Source organism: Marinobacterium sedimentorum (genome assembly GCF_024267675.1).
GTDB classification, from domain to species: Bacteria; Pseudomonadota; Gammaproteobacteria; order Pseudomonadales; family Balneatricaceae; genus Marinobacterium_A; species Marinobacterium_A sedimentorum.
Genome location: NZ_JALDYX010000018.1, coordinates 65,949 through 83,725, shown reverse-complemented (window position 1 = coordinate 83,725; position 17,777 = coordinate 65,949). Strand labels below are relative to the sequence as shown.

Genomic DNA, 17,777 nt, shown 5'->3' with positions numbered 1-17,777 from the left:
AAGGGTTTTGTGCATTGTCCCGAACAAGCTGCGCCTCTGCAAGCCGCGCGGCAGGACTTGTCGTGCTGTGCTGGCCATGGCAGTCTTGCTGTTTTAGGGATGGCGGGCGAAACGGATGCAGTCCTTACTGATCGTGACCGAATTGTATGACTTTGATGTCTCCACTGGCGGCCTGCGTGCCCGCTGTCATGATGGCTGCTTCCTGCAGGTCATGGCTGAACCCGGGCAGCGGGTGAACTGTGATCTGCTGCTGAATCTGCCATGTCCGTTTTTCCTGCTCAGCGACAGGCCCGCCGAGGCATTTGGTGACATGCTGATGCTTTCACCCCGTACCCTGATCAGCGTGCCGCCGTTCTCGACCGCGGAAGTCGCCGCCATGCTGGACAGCGGACAGGCCGAGCTGTTGCTGGAACAGGCATTGGAGGGCTGATTCGCCCGAATTTCCCTCTGTTCTCCCGCACCTCTGTTTCGCGGGCCGGCCCCGCTGCCAGTTGCCAGCTGCTATTCTACATTCCGGGTTTATTGAATGGTCAGAGACGGACTCTGTGCCGGGGTGCCTGTACATAACGGACAAGGAGGCAGGGACGCTGTTTGTTCGTCTGGTGAATAGTGACTTTGGGCATTAGGGCCTCTGAGTCCCCGATCTATACGCAGGTAACCGGAGGTTTCTATGCAAGACTTTCCCCATCATTACAGAGTTGCCGCGAGCGCGGGGGCAGAGGGGTACGTTACCCTCGCCAGTGATGCCCTGGACCCAATTTCTTCAGCACCACCCATAGAATTTGGCGGTCCTGGGGACCGCTGGTCTCCAGAAACACTACTGATAGCAGCCGTGGCGGATTGCTTTGTTCTCAGCTTTCGCGCCATTGCCGGCGCGTCCAAACTGTCTTGGATTTCATTGAAATGTGATGTCGAAGGTACACTTGAACGCAGCGATGGCAAGACGAAGTTTACGGCGTTCGTGATAAACGCAACACTTGATGTGGCCAGGGATACGAAGGAGGAAAGAGCCATACGGCTGCTTGAGAAGGCCGAAGCGTCCTGCCTGATCACCAATTCCCTGTCCGGTACAACGCACCTGAATACGCTAGTGCGGGTGGAATCCTAGCCATGTCACTATCCATAACCAACATCGAGGTGCCGGCGGCGGCGGGTCTTGGCGGACCCTGTCTGCCTGAGTCACAACAATAGCTACGGCAGACTCCCGCGCTTTTATGCTAGTCATCCAGTGTCGTAACTGTGGCACGCAGGAGGTATGGCCTGCGCAGCGACAGAAATGGTGGTACGAAGTCAGAAAGGGGAACATAAATACCCGGGCGGTACTGTGCAGGGACTGCCGGAGTGCGCAGATGCAGCGCAAGGCAGAAGCCAGGGACGCTGCGATCAAGCCCCGCTGAGCCTGCGGCTTTGAGTGCGGCTTGATAAGCGTTGCCCGCTACTGCGCAACGCTGATCCAGGGAAACAGGGGCTGATTTCTGAGCCCCCCGGTAACGGTGGCGTTTGAATGAACCCAGCTGTCAGACCCCATAACAGGCTTTGACCGCTGCGGTGCCCTGCTTTTCCATGGCCTGGTATTTGCGCCAGAATTCCATATCGACCGCCTGGAGCGTCCGGCTGGTGTCAGCCTTGCGGTAGCGACTCAGGTGGCGCGGGCCGCCGTTGTAGACGCCGTAGGCGGCACGGGCGAGGGCGCGGGGATCGCCGCCGATTTCGTCTTCCTTGCGCTTGATGGCGAAGTCGACCAGGTAATGCACCAGAATCTCGTTGCCGGCCCGGGCGTTGTAGCCTACATCGCGGCTGAGTGAGTCGATGTTGTATAGGCCGCGCCAGACATGGCGATTGATCTGCATCAGGCCGATGGCTCCACCCGGAGACACTATGGTGCGCACCTCTCCATCCTTGCGGGTGAACTGTCGCCAGCAGCTTTCCTGCCAGGCCGTGGTTCGCAGCAGGGTGGCGTAGATATCGAAGGCATCGCCTGGCACCTTGCCCTTGCGCCGCTCGGCCAACACTACCTGATCAAGCAGTTGTGCCATGGTGCCGAGATAGTCATTGATCTCGGCCGTGGCCGGTACCCAGCCGGTCAGTCGTGTCACCAGGGCAGGGCTTATCTGGCTGGCATGGGACGCCGGAATAAGCCAGGCAAGAGGGACGGGAGGATTGTCTGGCTCATCCATGTTCAGTTCAGGATCCAGCCCGAGCAGCTTGCGCAGCGCCGGATCCACATCGGTATCGTATTCGAGATCAGCGTCGCTGACCGTGGGCACCAGCAGGCGGGCAAGGCTGCGCAGGCTGTGGCGATCCAGTTGCATGCCCAGATGCGGCGCGACCCTGTCCAGGGCACTGAGTGCATCGGCGGCGCTGATAAAGGTTGCGTATTGCAGGGCTTGAACCCCGGGAATGTCCAGGCGAATGTCGTGCAGCAGGGGTGCCAGCCGCTCCCAGGTATTGAGAAAGAGGTCACGAACAGGGTCCCGCGCACGGTCGTCATCCGCCAGGGCGTCACGCAGGTCGAAGCGTGCCTGCAGCAAAATATCGGCCAGTGCGTTCGCAAGCTCGGGCTCGGCCGTTATGGCGAGCGTCTTGATCAGCCAGGTGGCAAAGCTGTCCCAGGACTGCCAGGCGCTGTCCCAGTGGGTCAGTTCCTCTGCACTCAATACTCTGTCGCTGGCGGGCTGCCATCCGGAGGGGGCATCGGGAACCTGGAGTCGGAGCAGCAGATCCAGCCCTGCGGGAGTCGGGGTGACCGCCATGAAGGCGAGCCCCAGGGGCGGGCTCTCTGAGGATTGCGGGTTTTTGAGTGTCAGGCGCAGCAGGGCTTCAAGGTCTGTAGTCACGTCGCTGAGGTCAATGCTGACAGCATCGAATCTGGGCTGGATCAAGTTCTTGATCCAGTCCCAGATAACGCCCGGCACTGCACGCGCCTGTTCGTCAGACTTGAGGATATTGGAGTTGGTGGTCCGGATATGGATCGCAGGTCGGCTTTGGTCAATGTAGGCCTGGTGCAGGGTTTCAACGACACCTTTCCACTCCAGTGGCAGCATGCAGTGATTGCCGGTTGGAATGCCTGTGCGGGTGCTTAGATCGGTGAGTATGCGAATCTGACTGCCGTCGGCGCCCTCGATGCGGGGGCTGGACAGGCGCAGGCTGTTGCAGCCGCTGCTGTCCGCAAGGAGCTCCACTGCCTTGCCGGGGTCCGACAGCCGTTGTTCCTCAAGCGCCCTGTCCAGAATACGGTAGTCAAGGGTGACAGTAAGGTTCAGTTCGGTGGCAAACAGACGCAGTGGCAGTGCCCAGAGCAGAGTGCCGAGTATTAGTGCCGCGACAGAGCTATATAACATGAACAGACCCTCTGGGGATCATGGCTGACACTGGGTTTCAAATGCTCGTTACACAGGCGTTTGGCCCGGCTGCACTGTAGCAAAGTTCCGGGTCGACAGCTGCGGCAATCGGGCCTGAAAAAGTCGATAGCGTTGCAATTTTGCGTGCGGGCCTAATCTTGTTTCGTGTCTTATCCCCGAAAGCTGTGTGTAATATTGTGGATAACATCTGGGTAGCTGTCCCTGGCCCGGTGGTCATGCCTTCTGGCGGTGTGCGGGTATTAATTGATCGGCGCAAACGCCGTGGTTGCAGCGTTTTGGGGGCTGTGCAGGATAAGCTGAAACTTGTTCGTCCGGCGTCGATGTCAAGTGCAGCGGGGAAATAAAACCCTTGTGGAAAAACCGGTTGTCCACAGATGAACAGGAGCAAGACTGTGGGCAGGCCCGGCGAATACAGTCGCGCACCGGTGGGTGTCGGTGCCCTGTGGTTGGTCTGTTTGATGCGCAGGGCTCAGGTGGTATTGCGCTGATGCGGTGGCGCGAACTCATTAGCCGCTAAGGCAAGTGCTCAGGCGCGGGGGAAACCCGCGCTGTTCTTCTATACTGCAGGCCATGAGGTTATAGCGAACTGGGCGGCGGGGTGACAGTAATGGTGCAGGACGATGCGCGACAACGATTGCTGGATGCAGCTATTGGCTACTTTGGCAGCAGGACAGCGGCGGAAGAATGGATCAACAGCCCGCATATGGGGCTGGAAGGCATGACCCCGCAGGAAGTGCTGAATTCAGGCCCAACCGTGGAGCAGATCATGGATCTGGTGCATCAGCTGGAACAGGGCGATGCACCCTGAGGCTGCCCGGCAGGCGGCCGGCTGCTGATAGCCTCCGCGTGCAGCGGGTTATTTCTCTGGTGCTTTTGAGGCTTTTATCAGCATAAGCCATGAACGCCTGGGTATGATTCTGTTTCAGATAAGTTAATCGAGTTTTTATGTGCAACTTTATATAGGTGCTTCCAGGTTTGCTGATTAACTGAGTTAATATTTACCGATTTTTTAGGTTTTTATTTTCTTTAATGTGCTGTTTTATAATGATATTTTTAATAGCTATTAGGGTTAAGAAGATTCTTCTGCCTGTGCTATTTTGAATTGCATCACTCCTTGGATAAATGGACTTTACGAGATGATAATACCCCAGATTCCACCCGATGAAGCGCAGCGCCTTGAAACCCTGCGGGCGCTCAAAATCCTTGATTCTGCCCCTGAAGAACGCTTTGATCGCCTCACTCGCATGGCCAAACGCATGTTTGGTGTGCCTATCTCGCTGGTCAGTATCGTCGACAGCGACCGGCAGTGGTTCAAGTCGGCCCAGGGGCTCGATGCAACCGAGACCCCTCGAGACATTTCCTTCTGCGGCCATGCCATTCTGGGTGATGGTCTGTTTTTAATACCCAACGCCATTGAGGATGAACGCTTCCAGGACAATCCGCTGGTAACAGCGGCTCCAAACATTCGTTTCTATGCTGGCTGTCCGCTGCGGGTTGGCAGCGGCCACAAGATGGGCACCCTGTGCCTGATCGATGACAAGCCGCGCGAGATGGATGACGAAGACAAGCAGTTGCTGCGGGATCTGGCGGTCATGGCTGAGCAGGAGATTGCTGCTCTGCAGCTGGCGACACTGGACGAACTGACGGCCATTTCCAATCGCCGTGGTTTTATCTCGCTGGCCACGCATGCATTGGCCATGTGCCGGCGCCATGGGCAGTCGGCGACGCTGGTGTTTTTTGATCTGGACGATTTCAAGCCCATCAACGATACCTTTGGCCATGCTGAGGGTGATATCGCGCTGATCGCATTTGCCAATCTGCTGCGGGACAATTTCCGCGACTCCGATGTCTTTGCCCGCATGGGAGGGGATGAGTTCGTGGCGCTGTTGACCGGTACCGGAGAGGAGTACGTCCAGCAGGTACTTGAGAGCTTTCAGCGGGCGGTGGATCATTACAACACAGAAGCGGCCAGGGGCTATGACCTGAAATACAGCGCAGGCTACGCCATCCGAAAAAGCGACGATAGCAGCGATATTGAAGCCCTGTTGGCTCGGGCGGATGAGCTGCTGTACGAGCAGAAGAAAGGCCGCAAGCGCTAACAACATCTGGCCTGGCATCTGGGTTCCGGTCTAATCCAGGATAATGATCGGGCAGCTGTTCTGTAACCCGCTGCCTGATCGCGCTATGCTTGGCGCCCACAAAATCTGTAGCGTGACTTATGAGCATTGCTGTAACCCTGCTGCCTGAACCCACTGGCGAGGTGACCTGCGCCAGCTGCGCGGCCCGCTGCTGTCGTCTGACGGTCATGTTGCTGACCGATACCGGCGTGCCCGAGCGTTTTATCGAATATGACGACTGGGGCGGGGAAACCATGGCGCAGGGCGATGACGGCTGGTGCCTGGCGGTGGATCGCAACACCATGCTCTGCACTATCTATGAGAACCGGCCACTGATCTGCCGGGAATTCGAGATGGGCGCCGATGAGTGCCTGACAGAGCGCGCTGCTGCGTTTGCCTGACGACCGCTGACTCATGGGTAATTGCCCATTCCCTTACCTCGGTATTGCTGTACCCGCTGCCCCGCCCAGGTTCTGGCTGAACTCCTATGGTTACGACATTCGTAGCTGCAGACCTGCCCGGCTGGCCTGGTGAAAATCCCAGGGTACCGGTGTCGTATTATTAGGCATGAAGCAGGATGCTTCATCATTGGACCTTCTGTTGAACAGATGGCCCAATGCGAACCCCATGTCTTCACCCGAGAGAATCCAGCACGTCCACGTACTTGCGCTCATTCTTTTAGAGTGAAGAGTTGTGGGGTGACCGCACATACGCATCCATGCGTGTGCGGCATGACCGCCAAGGATGGCGGAAATCCTTACTTTGCAGGAGCAAAAGTTAAGGGACCGTACTTCCTGTACATAACGGGCAAAGAGGGAGGGAACCTATTTGCCAGCCAGGTAAATACATGAAACAGGGATGCTTCATCATTGGCCGCAGGCCAATGCGAACCCCACAAAAACCAGCACGTCCACGCACTTGCGCCTGTTTTTGTGGGGTGACTGGCAAATAGGGAGGGAACCTATTTGCCAGCCAGGTTAATAGTCTCATGCAATAATTCTGCGCAGCAGACTGCGCCTGGCACCTGCAGGCTTTCGGGGCCGCGGGGCCAACCGGGATCTACGCGCCGCTTCCCCAGGCGTTGTCATGGCGAAATAAAACGGGTGAAAATCTTGTCGAGCTGTGGCTATATTCAGTGATCTGTCGTCCTCATTCAGCACTTTACGAGAAGCCAAATGTCCGTTAGCGAATTGAGCAAGTTGACACGATTCTATGGTATCGGCAGCGGATATGCAGGATTTGGCAACCAGTATGTCCAGGTATCCGAGCTGGATCAGCAGGATGTGCTGGGGTCCATTCGTCCTGAGCTTGCTCAGAATGAAACGACGCTGGAATCATCGAAAGATTATCAGGCGTCGCAGAATGAAATTTTACCTCCGGTCTGCATTATTCGCAGTAATCAGCCGGTCAGTTTTAGTGTCAATCTTTCCCATGTCGAGATTGATGCTAACTGGGAATGGCGGGTTACAACGGAACAGGGCGAGAGGTTCAACGGGGCACTTGTCGAGTCTGATGTCCCGTGGCAAGCGGGATCGCTCACTCGACCGGTGATGCTGCAACAGACATTCCCCGAAGGCTATCATCGGCTGCAGCTCTGTGACGGAGATGGCCAGTCTCGAGCCGAGATGGCGCTTATTTTGGCGCCAGAGGCGTGCTTTCGTCCGACGGCATTGTGCAGTGGCAAGCAAATATTCGGGCTGTCGGTCCAGCTCTATTCGGTTCGCTCTGCGCGCAATTGGGGAATCGGCGATTTCTCGGATCTTAAACGGCTGGTGCAGGAGTCTGCGGCTGTTGGCGTCGATATCATTGGTGTTAGCCCTCTGCATGCGCTGTTTCCAGCCAACCCTTTGGCATTTTCTCCGTATAGCCCATCCAACCGGGCATTCTTGAATATCTTGTATATAGATCCGCAGCTTGTACCTGAATTCTCGGCTTGTGAGGCGGCCACAGCGCTATTTTCATCCGAAGAGTTTCAGAATAATTTGCGCATGATGCGCGAAACAGATCATGTGGATTACGCCAGGGTGGCGCAGGGCAAGAACGTATTCTTTGAGTTACTTTTTAACGAGTTTAAAAAGACGGACCTCAAACGTGGCACATCACGTGATCAGATGTACCAGGATTATCTCAATGAGCAGGGTGACGCGCTGCGGTTGCATGCTACCTACGATGCCCTGCATGAATATTTTTTCGCTCAGAGTACTGAATTGTGGGGATGGCCTGTGTGGCCACAGGCATTCAGAAACCCACAGTCAGACGCTGTACAGCAATTTGTGGCCAGTCATCAGGACAGAATTGAGTATTACCAGTATTTGCAGTGGTGTGCGACTGAGCAGTTAAAGGCTGTGCAGCGTACCGCTGAGGATTGCTCAATGGAGGTCGGGCTCTATCTTGACCTTGCGGTCGGTGTTGATCCTGCGGGTTCCGAAGCCTGGTCAAATCAGGCGTTGTTTTGTTTCGATGCCACGGTGGGAGCACCATCGGATGAGTTGGCACCTGAAGGTCAGAATTGGGGTTTTCCGCCGTTCCGGCCGCTCGAGTTAAGGGCCAGCGGCTATGATCTTTTTGTGAAAAACATTCGGGCCAATATGCGTCATGCCGGTGCAGTCCGATTCGATCACTGTGTCGCCTTGTCGAGGCTGTGGTGGGTTCCAAAGGGGAAAACGGCCAAGAATGGCGCCTATGTCCATTATGACCTGAATGAACTGATTGGTTTGCTGGCGCTGGAAAGCCAGCGTAACCACTGTCTGGTTATCGGTGAGGATTTGGGTACCGTTCCCGAGGCGTTGCCGGCCGTGATGCTGGCAAATGCCATGTATTGTTACCGTGTGCTCTACTTTGAGAGGAGTGATGACCAGATTGCACTGCCGGAAAGCTACCCGGAAATGGCTGTCGCTACCATAAATACACATGATGTTGCCCCGCTGGCCAGCTGGTGGTCGCTGTCGGATATCGAACTGAGGCGCGACCTGAATGTGATTGTCGGTGCCGAGGTAATAGACAAACTGTGTCAGGACAGGGCGCAACACAAACAGCTTGTGCTTGATGCGCTCTATCAAACAGGCTTTATACGCGACCGGCTTATCGCACATGAGATACCGGATCTCACACGGGAGATCGTCGATGCAATTCATCTCTATCTCGCATCGTCCCGGGCAGCTATCGTGATGTCTCAGCTCGAAGACTGGCAGGGGATGGAGTCTGCCGTCAATATTCCCGGGACCTGTGATGAATACAGGAACTGGCAGCGTAAACTGGAGCAGCCCGTGGAAGGCTTTTTCGACATTGCTGACAACGCGGATCTGGCGCGACGCATCGCTGGCGTCCGGCGGTCAGGGCCCGCCTGATCGGGATAGCCGGGCTATGCCTGCGATGGCCCGCCGGCACTGGAACTGCCGTGTCAGCGCCGTTCTGACGTGCGGCATGAAAAGCCTGCCGGGAAGCCCCTGAAAAAGCGACAACCTAATTTGCTCAGCAGATTTTACTTGCCACCTGTTCAGCGATGACCCTGATACAGGGTCGTCACTGAAAAAAATCCGCTATCTTACTGAAGTAATTAGAATTTTTGTTTTCCATCTGCCATTTTTCGTAATGGCTCTGTCGGTGCCCGAAGTCCCAGCAATTTCTGGACGTTATCTTAAGCAAATTTAAGCTGATGTTTTTTTGTACAAATGACGTTATTTAGGTTAATTTACCACTTATTAGCGTACGTATTGGCAAGCAGGCACGTAAGCAGGTTGCCAGTAGAAGAGGTTAGGCTTCTGACATTTCGGCCGTCGTCATGCTCTGGGGGAGGGGCGTCGGCCGATTGTCGGATCCTGTTGCAGGGGTATGCGCATGCATTTCTGAGCCCTGGCCGGGCAGGAATAGCCGCCAGCATATTTTTATTAGGCTATGGTTAGCGGACATTTCGGGCCCCAGAGGCCGTAAGTGGGAATATTGTGCCAAAACATGGTGCGATCGCCTGCAAATACGTTCTTTCCCCGGGCAGAAACGTTTCAGACTTCCGTCTCTATATAACGTGGATTTGCGATGAGTATTGCCATGCATCCAAAGCTGCGAAATCAGGAGCTTTTCCGTGAGTAAGACTGATCTATCTGACCAGTCGACTCTTGATGAGTCGAAAATTAGCGCCATAACAAGTGGTAAATTTACGGATATTTTCTCCGTTTTGGGTCTTCACGATAATGTGGCGGGGAAAGGCCTGGTGCTGCGGGCCTTTTTGCCCGGTGCACTGGATGTATCGGTTGTTGACCGCAAGAACGGTCGCGTGATCGCAAAAATGCTGCAGATAAGCGAGGACGGGTTGTTTGAATCCGTTATGCCCAGACGCAAAAATCGCTTTGACTACCGCCTGAAAGCTCGCTTTGCGGACGCCGAACTGGAAGTGGAAGACCCCTATCGTTTTTCGTCGGCGCTGAGCGCTGATGACGTCTATCTGTTTGGCGAGGGAACCCAGGAACGTACCTATCAGTGGATGGGTGCACGGCAGCGCACCATCGACGGGATCGACGGGGTTCTGTTTGTGCTATGGGCGCCGTCGGCGCAGCGGGTGTCGGTGGTCGGTGAGTTCAACCACTGGGATGGTCGTCGTCACGTGATGCGCAAACACCCGGCGTCGGGCATCTGGGAAATTTTTGTGCCGGCTGTGGCGAATTTTGCCCACTACAAGTACGAAATTGTCGATGAGCAGGGCAATCTGTTGCCACTGAAATCGGATCCTTATGCCAGATCCATGCAGCATCCCCCGGAAACAGCTTCCCGTGTGGTGTACGAGTCCAGCTACACCTGGGCAGATCAGCAGTGGCTGGATGAGCGTGAGTCGCTGCAAAAGCCTGACAAGCCCATCGCCGTGTATGAAGTGCACGCGGGCTCCTGGCGGCGCAAACACGAGGACGGCAACCGCTATCTCAGTTATCGGGAAATGGCTGATGAACTGATCCCCTATGTCGTGGAAATGGGCTTTACGCACCTGCAGCTGATGCCCATCAGTGAGTATCCGTTTGATGGGTCCTGGGGGTATCAGCCCATCGGGATGTTTGCGCCGAGCATCCGTTTCGGTACGCCCGATGAACTGCGCTACCTGATTGATCGCTGTCACCAGCACAATATCGGCGTGCTGGTGGACTGGGTACCCGGGCATTTCCCTACCGATGCTCACGGACTGGGCAAGCTGGATGGCAGCTGTCTTTATGAACACGAAGACGTGCGCAAGGGCTTTCACCCGGACTGGAATACCCTGATTTATAACTATGGCCGCGCCGAAGTTATCAGCTTTCTGTTGAGCAACGCTCTCTATTGGCTGGATGAGTTTCATATTGACGGGCTGCGAGTGGATGCAGTGGCATCCATGCTTTACCTGGATTACAGCCGCAAGGAAGGTGAATGGATACCCAATGTACACGGTGGCAGGGAAAATCTGGAAGCCATCGACTTCTTGAAATCCGTTAACAGCCGGGTCAAAAGCAACTATCCCGGCGCGGTGATGATTGCCGAAGAATCAACCGCCTGGCCTGGGGTTTCTCAGCCCGTCGAGCAGGGTGGGCTGGGCTTTGACTATAAATGGAATATGGGCTGGATGAACGATACTCTGGCTTATATGGGACGAGACCCGGTTTACCGCCAGCACCACCATGACCAGATGACCTTTGGTCTCGTTTATGCGTTCAGTGAAAAGTTTGTTCTGCCGCTTAGCCACGATGAAGTGGTTCATGGCAAGGGTTCTCTTATTGAGCAAATGCCCGGCGATGACTGGCAAAAATTCGCCAATCTTCGTGCCTATTTCGGTTTCATGTGGGGACATCCCGGGAAGAAACTGCTGTTCATGGGCGGGGAATTCGCTCAGCGCCGTGAGTGGAACCATGATCAAAGTCTGGAGTGGCACTTGCTGGAGCACGGCAGCCATTACGGTGTAAAAGCGCTGGTAAGGGATCTCAACCGCGTCTACAAAGAGATTCCGGCATTGCACGAGCTGGATTGCGATGGCGCTGGATTTGAATGGATTCAGTCTGATAATTATCAGCAATCCGTGTACGCCTGGTTACGCAAGGGCACTCGAGGCGAGTCTGTTGCGCTGGTGGTGGCCAATCTGACACCTGAAGTACGCAGTGACTATCGTGTGGGCGTACCTCACCCAGGGCACTATTCTGAGCGCCTGAATACCGACAGCGAGGGTTATGGCGGCAGCAATGTCGGCAACTGGGGGGGGCTTGAGGCCGAGTCCGAACCCTGCAATGGACAGCCCTACTCCGTGCTCATCACGGTGCCGCCGCTGGCGACACTTATTTTTGAGTGGGACGGTGTCAGATAATGAGCAGCAAATCGCGGAGTATGTTGCCCGGTAAAATGCATCCGCTTGGAGCGGTGTTCGATGGCCGTGGTACTAACTTCGCGCTGTTCTCTGCGCATGCCGAACGGGTTGATCTTTGCCTGTTTGACCCGTCCGGAACCAAGGAACTGGCACGCTATAGGCTGCCTGAGAAAACCCTCGATGTCTGGCACGGCTATTTGCCAGACGTATTGCCAGGCTGCTGTTACGGCTACCGGGTATACGGGCTTTATGATCCCCAGGCGGGGCATCGTTTCAATCATCACAAGCTGCTGGTGGATCCCTATGCGCGGCAGCTTGAGGGGCAGTTCGTCTGGAACGACGCCCACTTTGCCTATATGCGGAATGATCCGGCCGAGGACTATTCGTTCGACGCTTGCGATAACGCCAGCTGGATGCCCAAGTCGGTCGTGACCGAGCGTGCGGACACAATCGAGCCGTCTCAGTGCGGTGCCTGGCAGGTGCCAATGGAACGGACGGTTGTCTATGAGGCTCATGTGCGTGGCTTCACGATGCTGCATCCGGATGTGCCTGAGTCACTGCGCGGTTCTTTTGCGGGCATGTCACAGCCACAGATTATCGGGTACCTCAAGGCATTGGGTATCACCAGTATCGAGTTGTTGCCGGTGCAGAGCCATGTTGATGAACATTTTCTTCAGGCTCGCGGGCTGCATAATTACTGGGGCTACAATACCCTGAATTTTTTCGCGCCGCACAGTGGTTATCTGTCAGGAAACACCGCCGCAGAGTTTCGTCAGATGGTCGACCGCTTTCACGATGCCGGGCTCGAGGTGATTATCGATGTCGTCTATAACCATACGGGCGAAGGGGATCATCTGGGGCCCACCCTGAGTTACAGGGGTATCGACAATGCGTCATACTATCGACTCCAGCCTGCGGATAAGCGTTTTTACATAAACGATACAGGCTGCGGCAATGTATTGAATATTAACCACCCCAGAGTCCTGCAACTGGTCATGGACAGCCTGCGCTACTGGGCGGGCGAGATGAAGGTTGATGGCTTCAGGTTTGATCTGGCCCCCATTCTCGGGCGCACGCCTGATGGATTCAGCCGGGATAATAATTTTTTACAGGCCGTATCTCAGGACCCCCTGCTATCGACTGTAAAGCTTATCGCCGAGCCCTGGGATATTGGCCCCGGCGGCTATCAACTGGGCGAGTTTCCACCGGCCTGGAGTGAATGGAACGACCGCTATCGGGATACCGTGCGCAGATTCTGGCGCGGCGATGCGGGTGTCATGCCGGAATTTGCACGGCGACTGCACGGCTCAAGTGACATTTTTGAAAAGTCGGGGCGGCGCCCCGGTGCTAGCATCAATTTCATCACCAGCCACGATGGTTTCACCCTGAACGATCTGGTGAGCTATCACCAGCGCCATAATCTGGACAATGGCGAAAACAACCGCGACGGTCATCATGAGAATTTCAGTGATAACCTGGGCGTCGAGGGCCCGACCGCCAGTCCGGAAATCAACGCCTTGCGCCTGAGGCAGCATAAAAACTTTCTTGTCACTCTGATGGTATCGCAAGGTACGCCAATGTTGTTGGGCGGTGATGAGCTCGGGCGTACCCAGGGCGGAAACAATAACGCCTACTGTCAGGACAATGAAATTAACTGGATAGACTGGACTCTGCTGGAAAATAAATCCTCTGGGTTGCTTGAATTTACCAGGCAGCTCCTGTCCGTGCGCCAGGAGTTTTCTGTATTTCAGCTTCCTCGCTATGTTCACGCTACTGATAATCCAGACATGCCGGAAATTTCCTGGGTGAGTTCGGCGGGCAGCCATATGCAGGATGAACAATGGCACGACCATCAGAATCATCTGCTGGGGTATTTCCTGTCCAGTACGCAGCTAACGCCCTCCGGAAAAGCCGATAAGTTACTTGTCATCTTTAATAACAGTAAGTCCTCTGGCGAATTCATGCTGCCGATAAAACCGGGATCTGGTTATTGGGAGCTGCTTATTGATACGGCTGAAAGTACTGAAACGGCCAATGATTGTTTACAACATCGAATTAAGGCAGGCACCGCGCTAGAAAGGCCAGGGCTGTCCGTTTGCATATTGTTAGCTGATTGTGTCAGCGAAAATTCATAGGAATTTGTGCATGAATACGCATTCGAATAAACGTCACGTAAATCCAATAGCCAAACCAGTAAAGCTGGGTATGGACGAAGCCAGTGTTGGTAACGATCTGAACCGGTATTTTGGCTTGACGCTCGGTCGTGACGAAGACTGTGATTCCCATCACTATCTCTATAGTGCGGTAGCTCTGACGATTCGAGACAGGCTGGTGGAACGCTGGCGCGCGACGCGTGACCGTTACATGGACGAAAACCCAAAGCGGGTCGCTTATCTGTCGCTGGAATTTCTGATGGGGCGTGCGTTAAATAACGCCGTCCTGAATCTGGATCTTGAAACTCAGATGCGTACTGTCTTGCAGCAGTATGCCTGTGAGCTTGAGGACATTAATGAAGAAGAGCTGGATGCGGGTCTTGGCAATGGAGGCCTGGGCCGGCTCGCCGCGTGTTTCCTGGACAGTTGCGCAAGCTTGCAGCTCCCGGTGACAGGCTACGGTATTCGCTATGAATACGGCATGTTTCACCAGAAGATCAAGAACGGGTATCAGGTTGAATACCCTGATCACTGGCTGCGCAATGGCAACCCCTGGGAAATTGAAAGCCCGGAAAATGCCCGCAGTGTAAAGTTCTTTGGTCATACGGAATACTACCTGGATCAGAATGGGAAGGAGCGGGCCCGGTGGGTAGCCACCAGTGATGTATTGGCCGTACCTTATGATGTTCCTGTACCCGGCTACCAGAATGGAACGGTTAACACTCTGCGTCTGTGGAAGTCGGAAGCCACCGATGAGTTCAACCTGGATGAGTTTAATGCCGGTAGCTATACCGATGCGGTAGCCGCCAAAAATCTTGCTGAACAGATCACTATGGTTTTATACCCTAATGATGCAAGCGAGAATGGCAAGGAATTGCGATTGCGTCAGCAGTACTTCCTGTCCTCTGCCAGTTTGCAGGACGTCTTGCACCGTTGGGTAAAACGAAACGGTAACGGAAAGGACTTTAGTAATTTTGCCGCGAAAAATTGTTTTCAGCTCAATGATACGCACCCGACGGTAGCCATTGCAGAATTAATGCGCCTGCTGATGGATGATTATTTCCTTGAGTGGGATGATGCCTGGGATATCACGCAAAAAACAATGGCGTATACCAACCATACCTTGCTGCCCGAAGCGCTTGAAATGTGGCCTGTGTCTCTGTTTAAGGAATTGTTGCCGCGGATTCTCGATATTATTTATGAGATCAATGCACGGTTTTTGGTTAAAGTAGCGCAACTTTACCCCGGGGATGTTGATCGGCAGCGGAGAATGTCCATTATAGAAGAGGGCGATAATCCAAAAGTGCGCATGGCGTATCTGGCAATCGTCGGTTCTTTCTCGGTAAATGGTGTTGCCGCGCTGCATACAAAGCTGTTGAAGGCGGGTCTGTTTCATGATTTTTATGAACTGTGGCCGGAAAAATTCAACAACAAGACCAATGGTGTGACGCCAAGGCGCTGGTTAGCCCATTGCAACCCGAATCTTAAGGCGTTGATTACTGACACTATCGGTAACGACTGGACGTCTGATCTTGATCATCTGGAAAATCTGAAACCCTTTGCACAGGATAAGGACTTTCGCGATCGTTGGATTGATGTTAAGCATGCCTGCAAGGTAAAGCTCGCGGAGCTGGTTAAAAGTCAATGTAATGTTCAGTTCGATCCAAACATGCTATTTGATGTGCAGGTTAAGCGTATTCATGAATACAAGCGTCAGCTGCTCAACGTACTTCATGTTATTCATCTTTATGATCGTATAACCCGAGGCGATACTGAAGGAATGCAGCCGCGCTCTGTGCTGATTGGTGGCAAGGCTGCTCCCGGATACGCCATGGCGAAAACCATTATCAAGCTGATTAATAATGTTGCCGCTATTGTCAATAAAGATCCGCGCTGCCAAGACTGGCTGAAGATGGCATTTCTGCCCGATTATAAAGTGACGTCCATGGAAATTATCTGTCCGGCGACGGAACTTTCCGAGCAGGTATCCACGGCGGGTAAGGAGGCTTCAGGCACCGGAAACATGAAATTCATGATGAATGGAGCCCTGACGATAGGTACGCTGGATGGCGCGAATATCGAAATTCTGGAAGCGGTGGGAGAGGATAATTTCTTTCTCTTCGGTCTGGATGCAGAGCAGGTGCAGGCAGCCAGAAGTAACTACGATCCAGACGCGATTATTCATGCCGACAAGGAATTCGCCCGTGTCATGCATCTTGTGGAATCCGGGCATTTCAATCAGTTTGAACCGGGTGTCTTTGATGCAGTGAGTGCATCTATTCGCAGCCGGGATGATGCCTGGATGACTGCAGCGGATTTCCGCAGTTACGTTGATGCACAGAAGAAAGTTGCACTGGCGTATCAGGATAGAGAAAGTTGGACTGTGAAGAGCATACTCAATACGGCTTCCAGTGGTCGTTTTTCGAGTGACAGAACGATAAGTGAATATAACCGGGAAATATGGAACAGGAGCGAGTAGTAAGCGTTTTGTGCAAGAGAGATGTCTGTTAAATAAAAAAAATAGTAACACAGAGGAATTGAAAATGGCTGAAGATAATCCGCGTTATGTTAGCCGCATGACCCGCGACACACTGGCACTGGTTTTGGCCGGTGGTCGTGGTTCAAGACTCTATGAACTCACTGACTGGCGTGCCAAACCGGCGCTCTATTTTGGGGGTAAATACAGGATCATTGACTTCCCACTGTCAAACTGTGTGAATTCAGGAATACGCCGTGTAGGTGTTCTGACCCAGTACAAGGCGCATTCTCTCGTTAGACATCTGGTGCGGGGCTGGAGTCACTTTAAGAACGAACTCGGCGAATTTGTCGAGATCCTGCCGGCATCACAGCGTTTTTCGGAAGATTGGTACCAGGGTACGGCAGATGCCATTTACCAGAACCTGGACATTATCCGATCAGTGCAGCCCAAATATGTACTGGTGTTGTCCGGTGATCATATCTATAAAATGGACTACGGTCTCATGTTGGCCGAGCATGTTGAAAGTGGCGCAGACATGACGGTTTCCTGCCTTGAAGTTCCGGTCGAGGAAGCTGCCAATGCGTTTGGCGTCATGAAGGTGAATGAGCATAACCGCGTTATCGGTTTCGAAGAAAAACCTGCCAACCCGTCACCAATTCCAGGGCAGGATGATCTGACACTGGCATCCATGGGGAACTATGTTTTTAATACCCAGTTCCTTTTTGATCAGCTTATGAAAGACGCAGCGAATCCAAATTCCTCGCATGACTTTGGCAATGACATTATCCCGAACATTATCAACGAGCACAAAGTGATTGCATTCCCGTTCCGTGATCTATTAACGGGTGGGCGCGCCTACTGGCGTGATGTCGGCACGCTGGATGCTTTTTGGCAATCGAACATGGAGATCATTGAAACGGTACCGCCGCTCAATATTTATGATCGGGACTGGCCACTCTGGACCTATCAGGAACAGTTACCACCGGCGAAGTTTGTATTTGATTATGATGATCGCCGCGGAATGGCGCTGGATTCGATGGTGTCTGGGGGCTGTATCATATCGGGTTCAGTCATTCGAAAATCAGTCCTTTTCAGTCAGGTTCATATACATTCCTATTCCGAAATTTCCGAGTCAGTGATTCTTCCACGCGTTGAGATTGGCAATCACTGTAAAATTCGTAAAGCAATAATCGACAAGGCCTGTAAAATTCCCGACGGGATGGTCATCGGTTATGATCACGACCAGGATCGGGCAAACGGATTCAGGGTCTCAGACAAAGGTGTTGTTCTGGTGACCCGCGGCATGTTGGGACAAGTGGAAGGTTTTGCCTAAAAGTTCAGGCCCAGGAGTCAGCA

The 17,777-nt window shown here is 53.8% G+C and carries 12 protein-coding genes; 11 read left to right on the top strand and 1 reads right to left on the bottom strand.

All coding sequences use genetic code 11. From position 1 onward, the window contains the following. The first annotated feature begins 115 nt into the window (after window positions 1-115). The 3 genes from MRS74_RS15180 to MRS74_RS24240 all read left to right on the top strand — a co-directional run bounded on the left by MRS74_RS15180 (window position 116) and on the right by MRS74_RS24240 (window position 1,397). Complete coding sequence (locus MRS74_RS15180; RefSeq protein ID WP_254581127.1) at window positions 116-430, top strand: hypothetical protein; 315 nt, start codon at window positions 116-118, stop codon at window positions 428-430. Window positions 431-670: 240 nt separating this feature from the next. Beyond that, window positions 671-1,108 carry an OsmC family protein gene (locus tag MRS74_RS15175; RefSeq protein WP_254581126.1) on the top strand — a complete coding sequence of 146 codons (438 nt, stop codon included), beginning with the start codon at window positions 671-673 and terminating at the stop codon, window positions 1,106-1,108. 106 nt (window positions 1,109-1,214) lie between these two features. Beyond that, window positions 1,215-1,397: a zinc-ribbon domain containing protein gene (locus MRS74_RS24240; protein ID WP_368671279.1), complete on the top strand. Its 183-nt coding sequence runs from the start codon at window positions 1,215-1,217 to the stop codon at window positions 1,395-1,397. Between the two features lie 120 nt (window positions 1,398-1,517). On the opposite strand, the gene MRS74_RS15170 is transcribed toward MRS74_RS24240, so the two are convergent. Next, window positions 1,518-3,341 (bottom strand): transglycosylase SLT domain-containing protein, encoded by a 1,824-nt coding sequence (locus MRS74_RS15170; RefSeq protein WP_254581125.1) that lies wholly within the window; start codon window positions 3,339-3,341, stop codon window positions 1,518-1,520. Window positions 3,342-3,969: 628 nt separating this feature from the next. Here MRS74_RS15170 and MRS74_RS15165 point away from each other — a divergent pair. The 8 genes from MRS74_RS15165 (at window position 3,970) to glgC (ending at window position 17,754) form a co-directional block, all read left to right on the top strand. Then, on the top strand, window positions 3,970-4,170 hold the full coding sequence (locus MRS74_RS15165) for an antitoxin Xre/MbcA/ParS toxin-binding domain-containing protein (RefSeq protein WP_254581124.1): 201 nt from the start codon (window positions 3,970-3,972) through the stop codon (window positions 4,168-4,170). A 328-nt stretch (window positions 4,171-4,498) separates the two neighbouring features. Continuing rightward, entirely contained in the window at window positions 4,499-5,461 is a 963-nt protein-coding gene (locus tag MRS74_RS15160; protein WP_254581123.1) for a GGDEF domain-containing protein, read from the top strand. 119 nt (window positions 5,462-5,580) lie between these two features. Next, a complete protein-coding gene (locus MRS74_RS15155) occupies window positions 5,581-5,880 on the top strand; it encodes a YkgJ family cysteine cluster protein (RefSeq protein ID WP_254581122.1) in 300 nt (99 codons plus the stop codon). A 774-nt stretch (window positions 5,881-6,654) separates the two neighbouring features. Next, on the top strand, window positions 6,655-8,826 hold the full coding sequence (gene malQ / locus MRS74_RS15150; RefSeq protein ID WP_254581121.1) for a 4-alpha-glucanotransferase: 2,172 nt from the start codon (window positions 6,655-6,657) through the stop codon (window positions 8,824-8,826). 731 nt (window positions 8,827-9,557) lie between these two features. Beyond that, entirely contained in the window at window positions 9,558-11,789 is a 2,232-nt protein-coding gene (glgB, locus tag MRS74_RS15145) for a 1,4-alpha-glucan branching protein GlgB (RefSeq protein WP_438362341.1), read from the top strand. Beyond that, window positions 11,789-13,924, top strand: a complete 2,136-nt coding sequence (glgX, locus tag MRS74_RS15140; RefSeq protein WP_254581119.1) for a glycogen debranching protein GlgX — start codon at window positions 11,789-11,791, stop codon at window positions 13,922-13,924. Before glgB ends, glgX begins: the two co-directional genes overlap by 1 nt. Window positions 13,925-13,934: 10 nt before the next feature. Next, window positions 13,935-16,421: a glycogen/starch/alpha-glucan phosphorylase gene (locus MRS74_RS15135; protein ID WP_254581118.1), complete on the top strand. Its 2,487-nt coding sequence runs from the start codon at window positions 13,935-13,937 to the stop codon at window positions 16,419-16,421. A gap of 64 nt (window positions 16,422-16,485) precedes the next feature. Then, window positions 16,486-17,754: a glucose-1-phosphate adenylyltransferase gene (gene glgC / locus MRS74_RS15130; protein WP_254581117.1), complete on the top strand. Its 1,269-nt coding sequence runs from the start codon at window positions 16,486-16,488 to the stop codon at window positions 17,752-17,754. Window positions 17,755-17,777 lie beyond the last annotated feature (23 nt).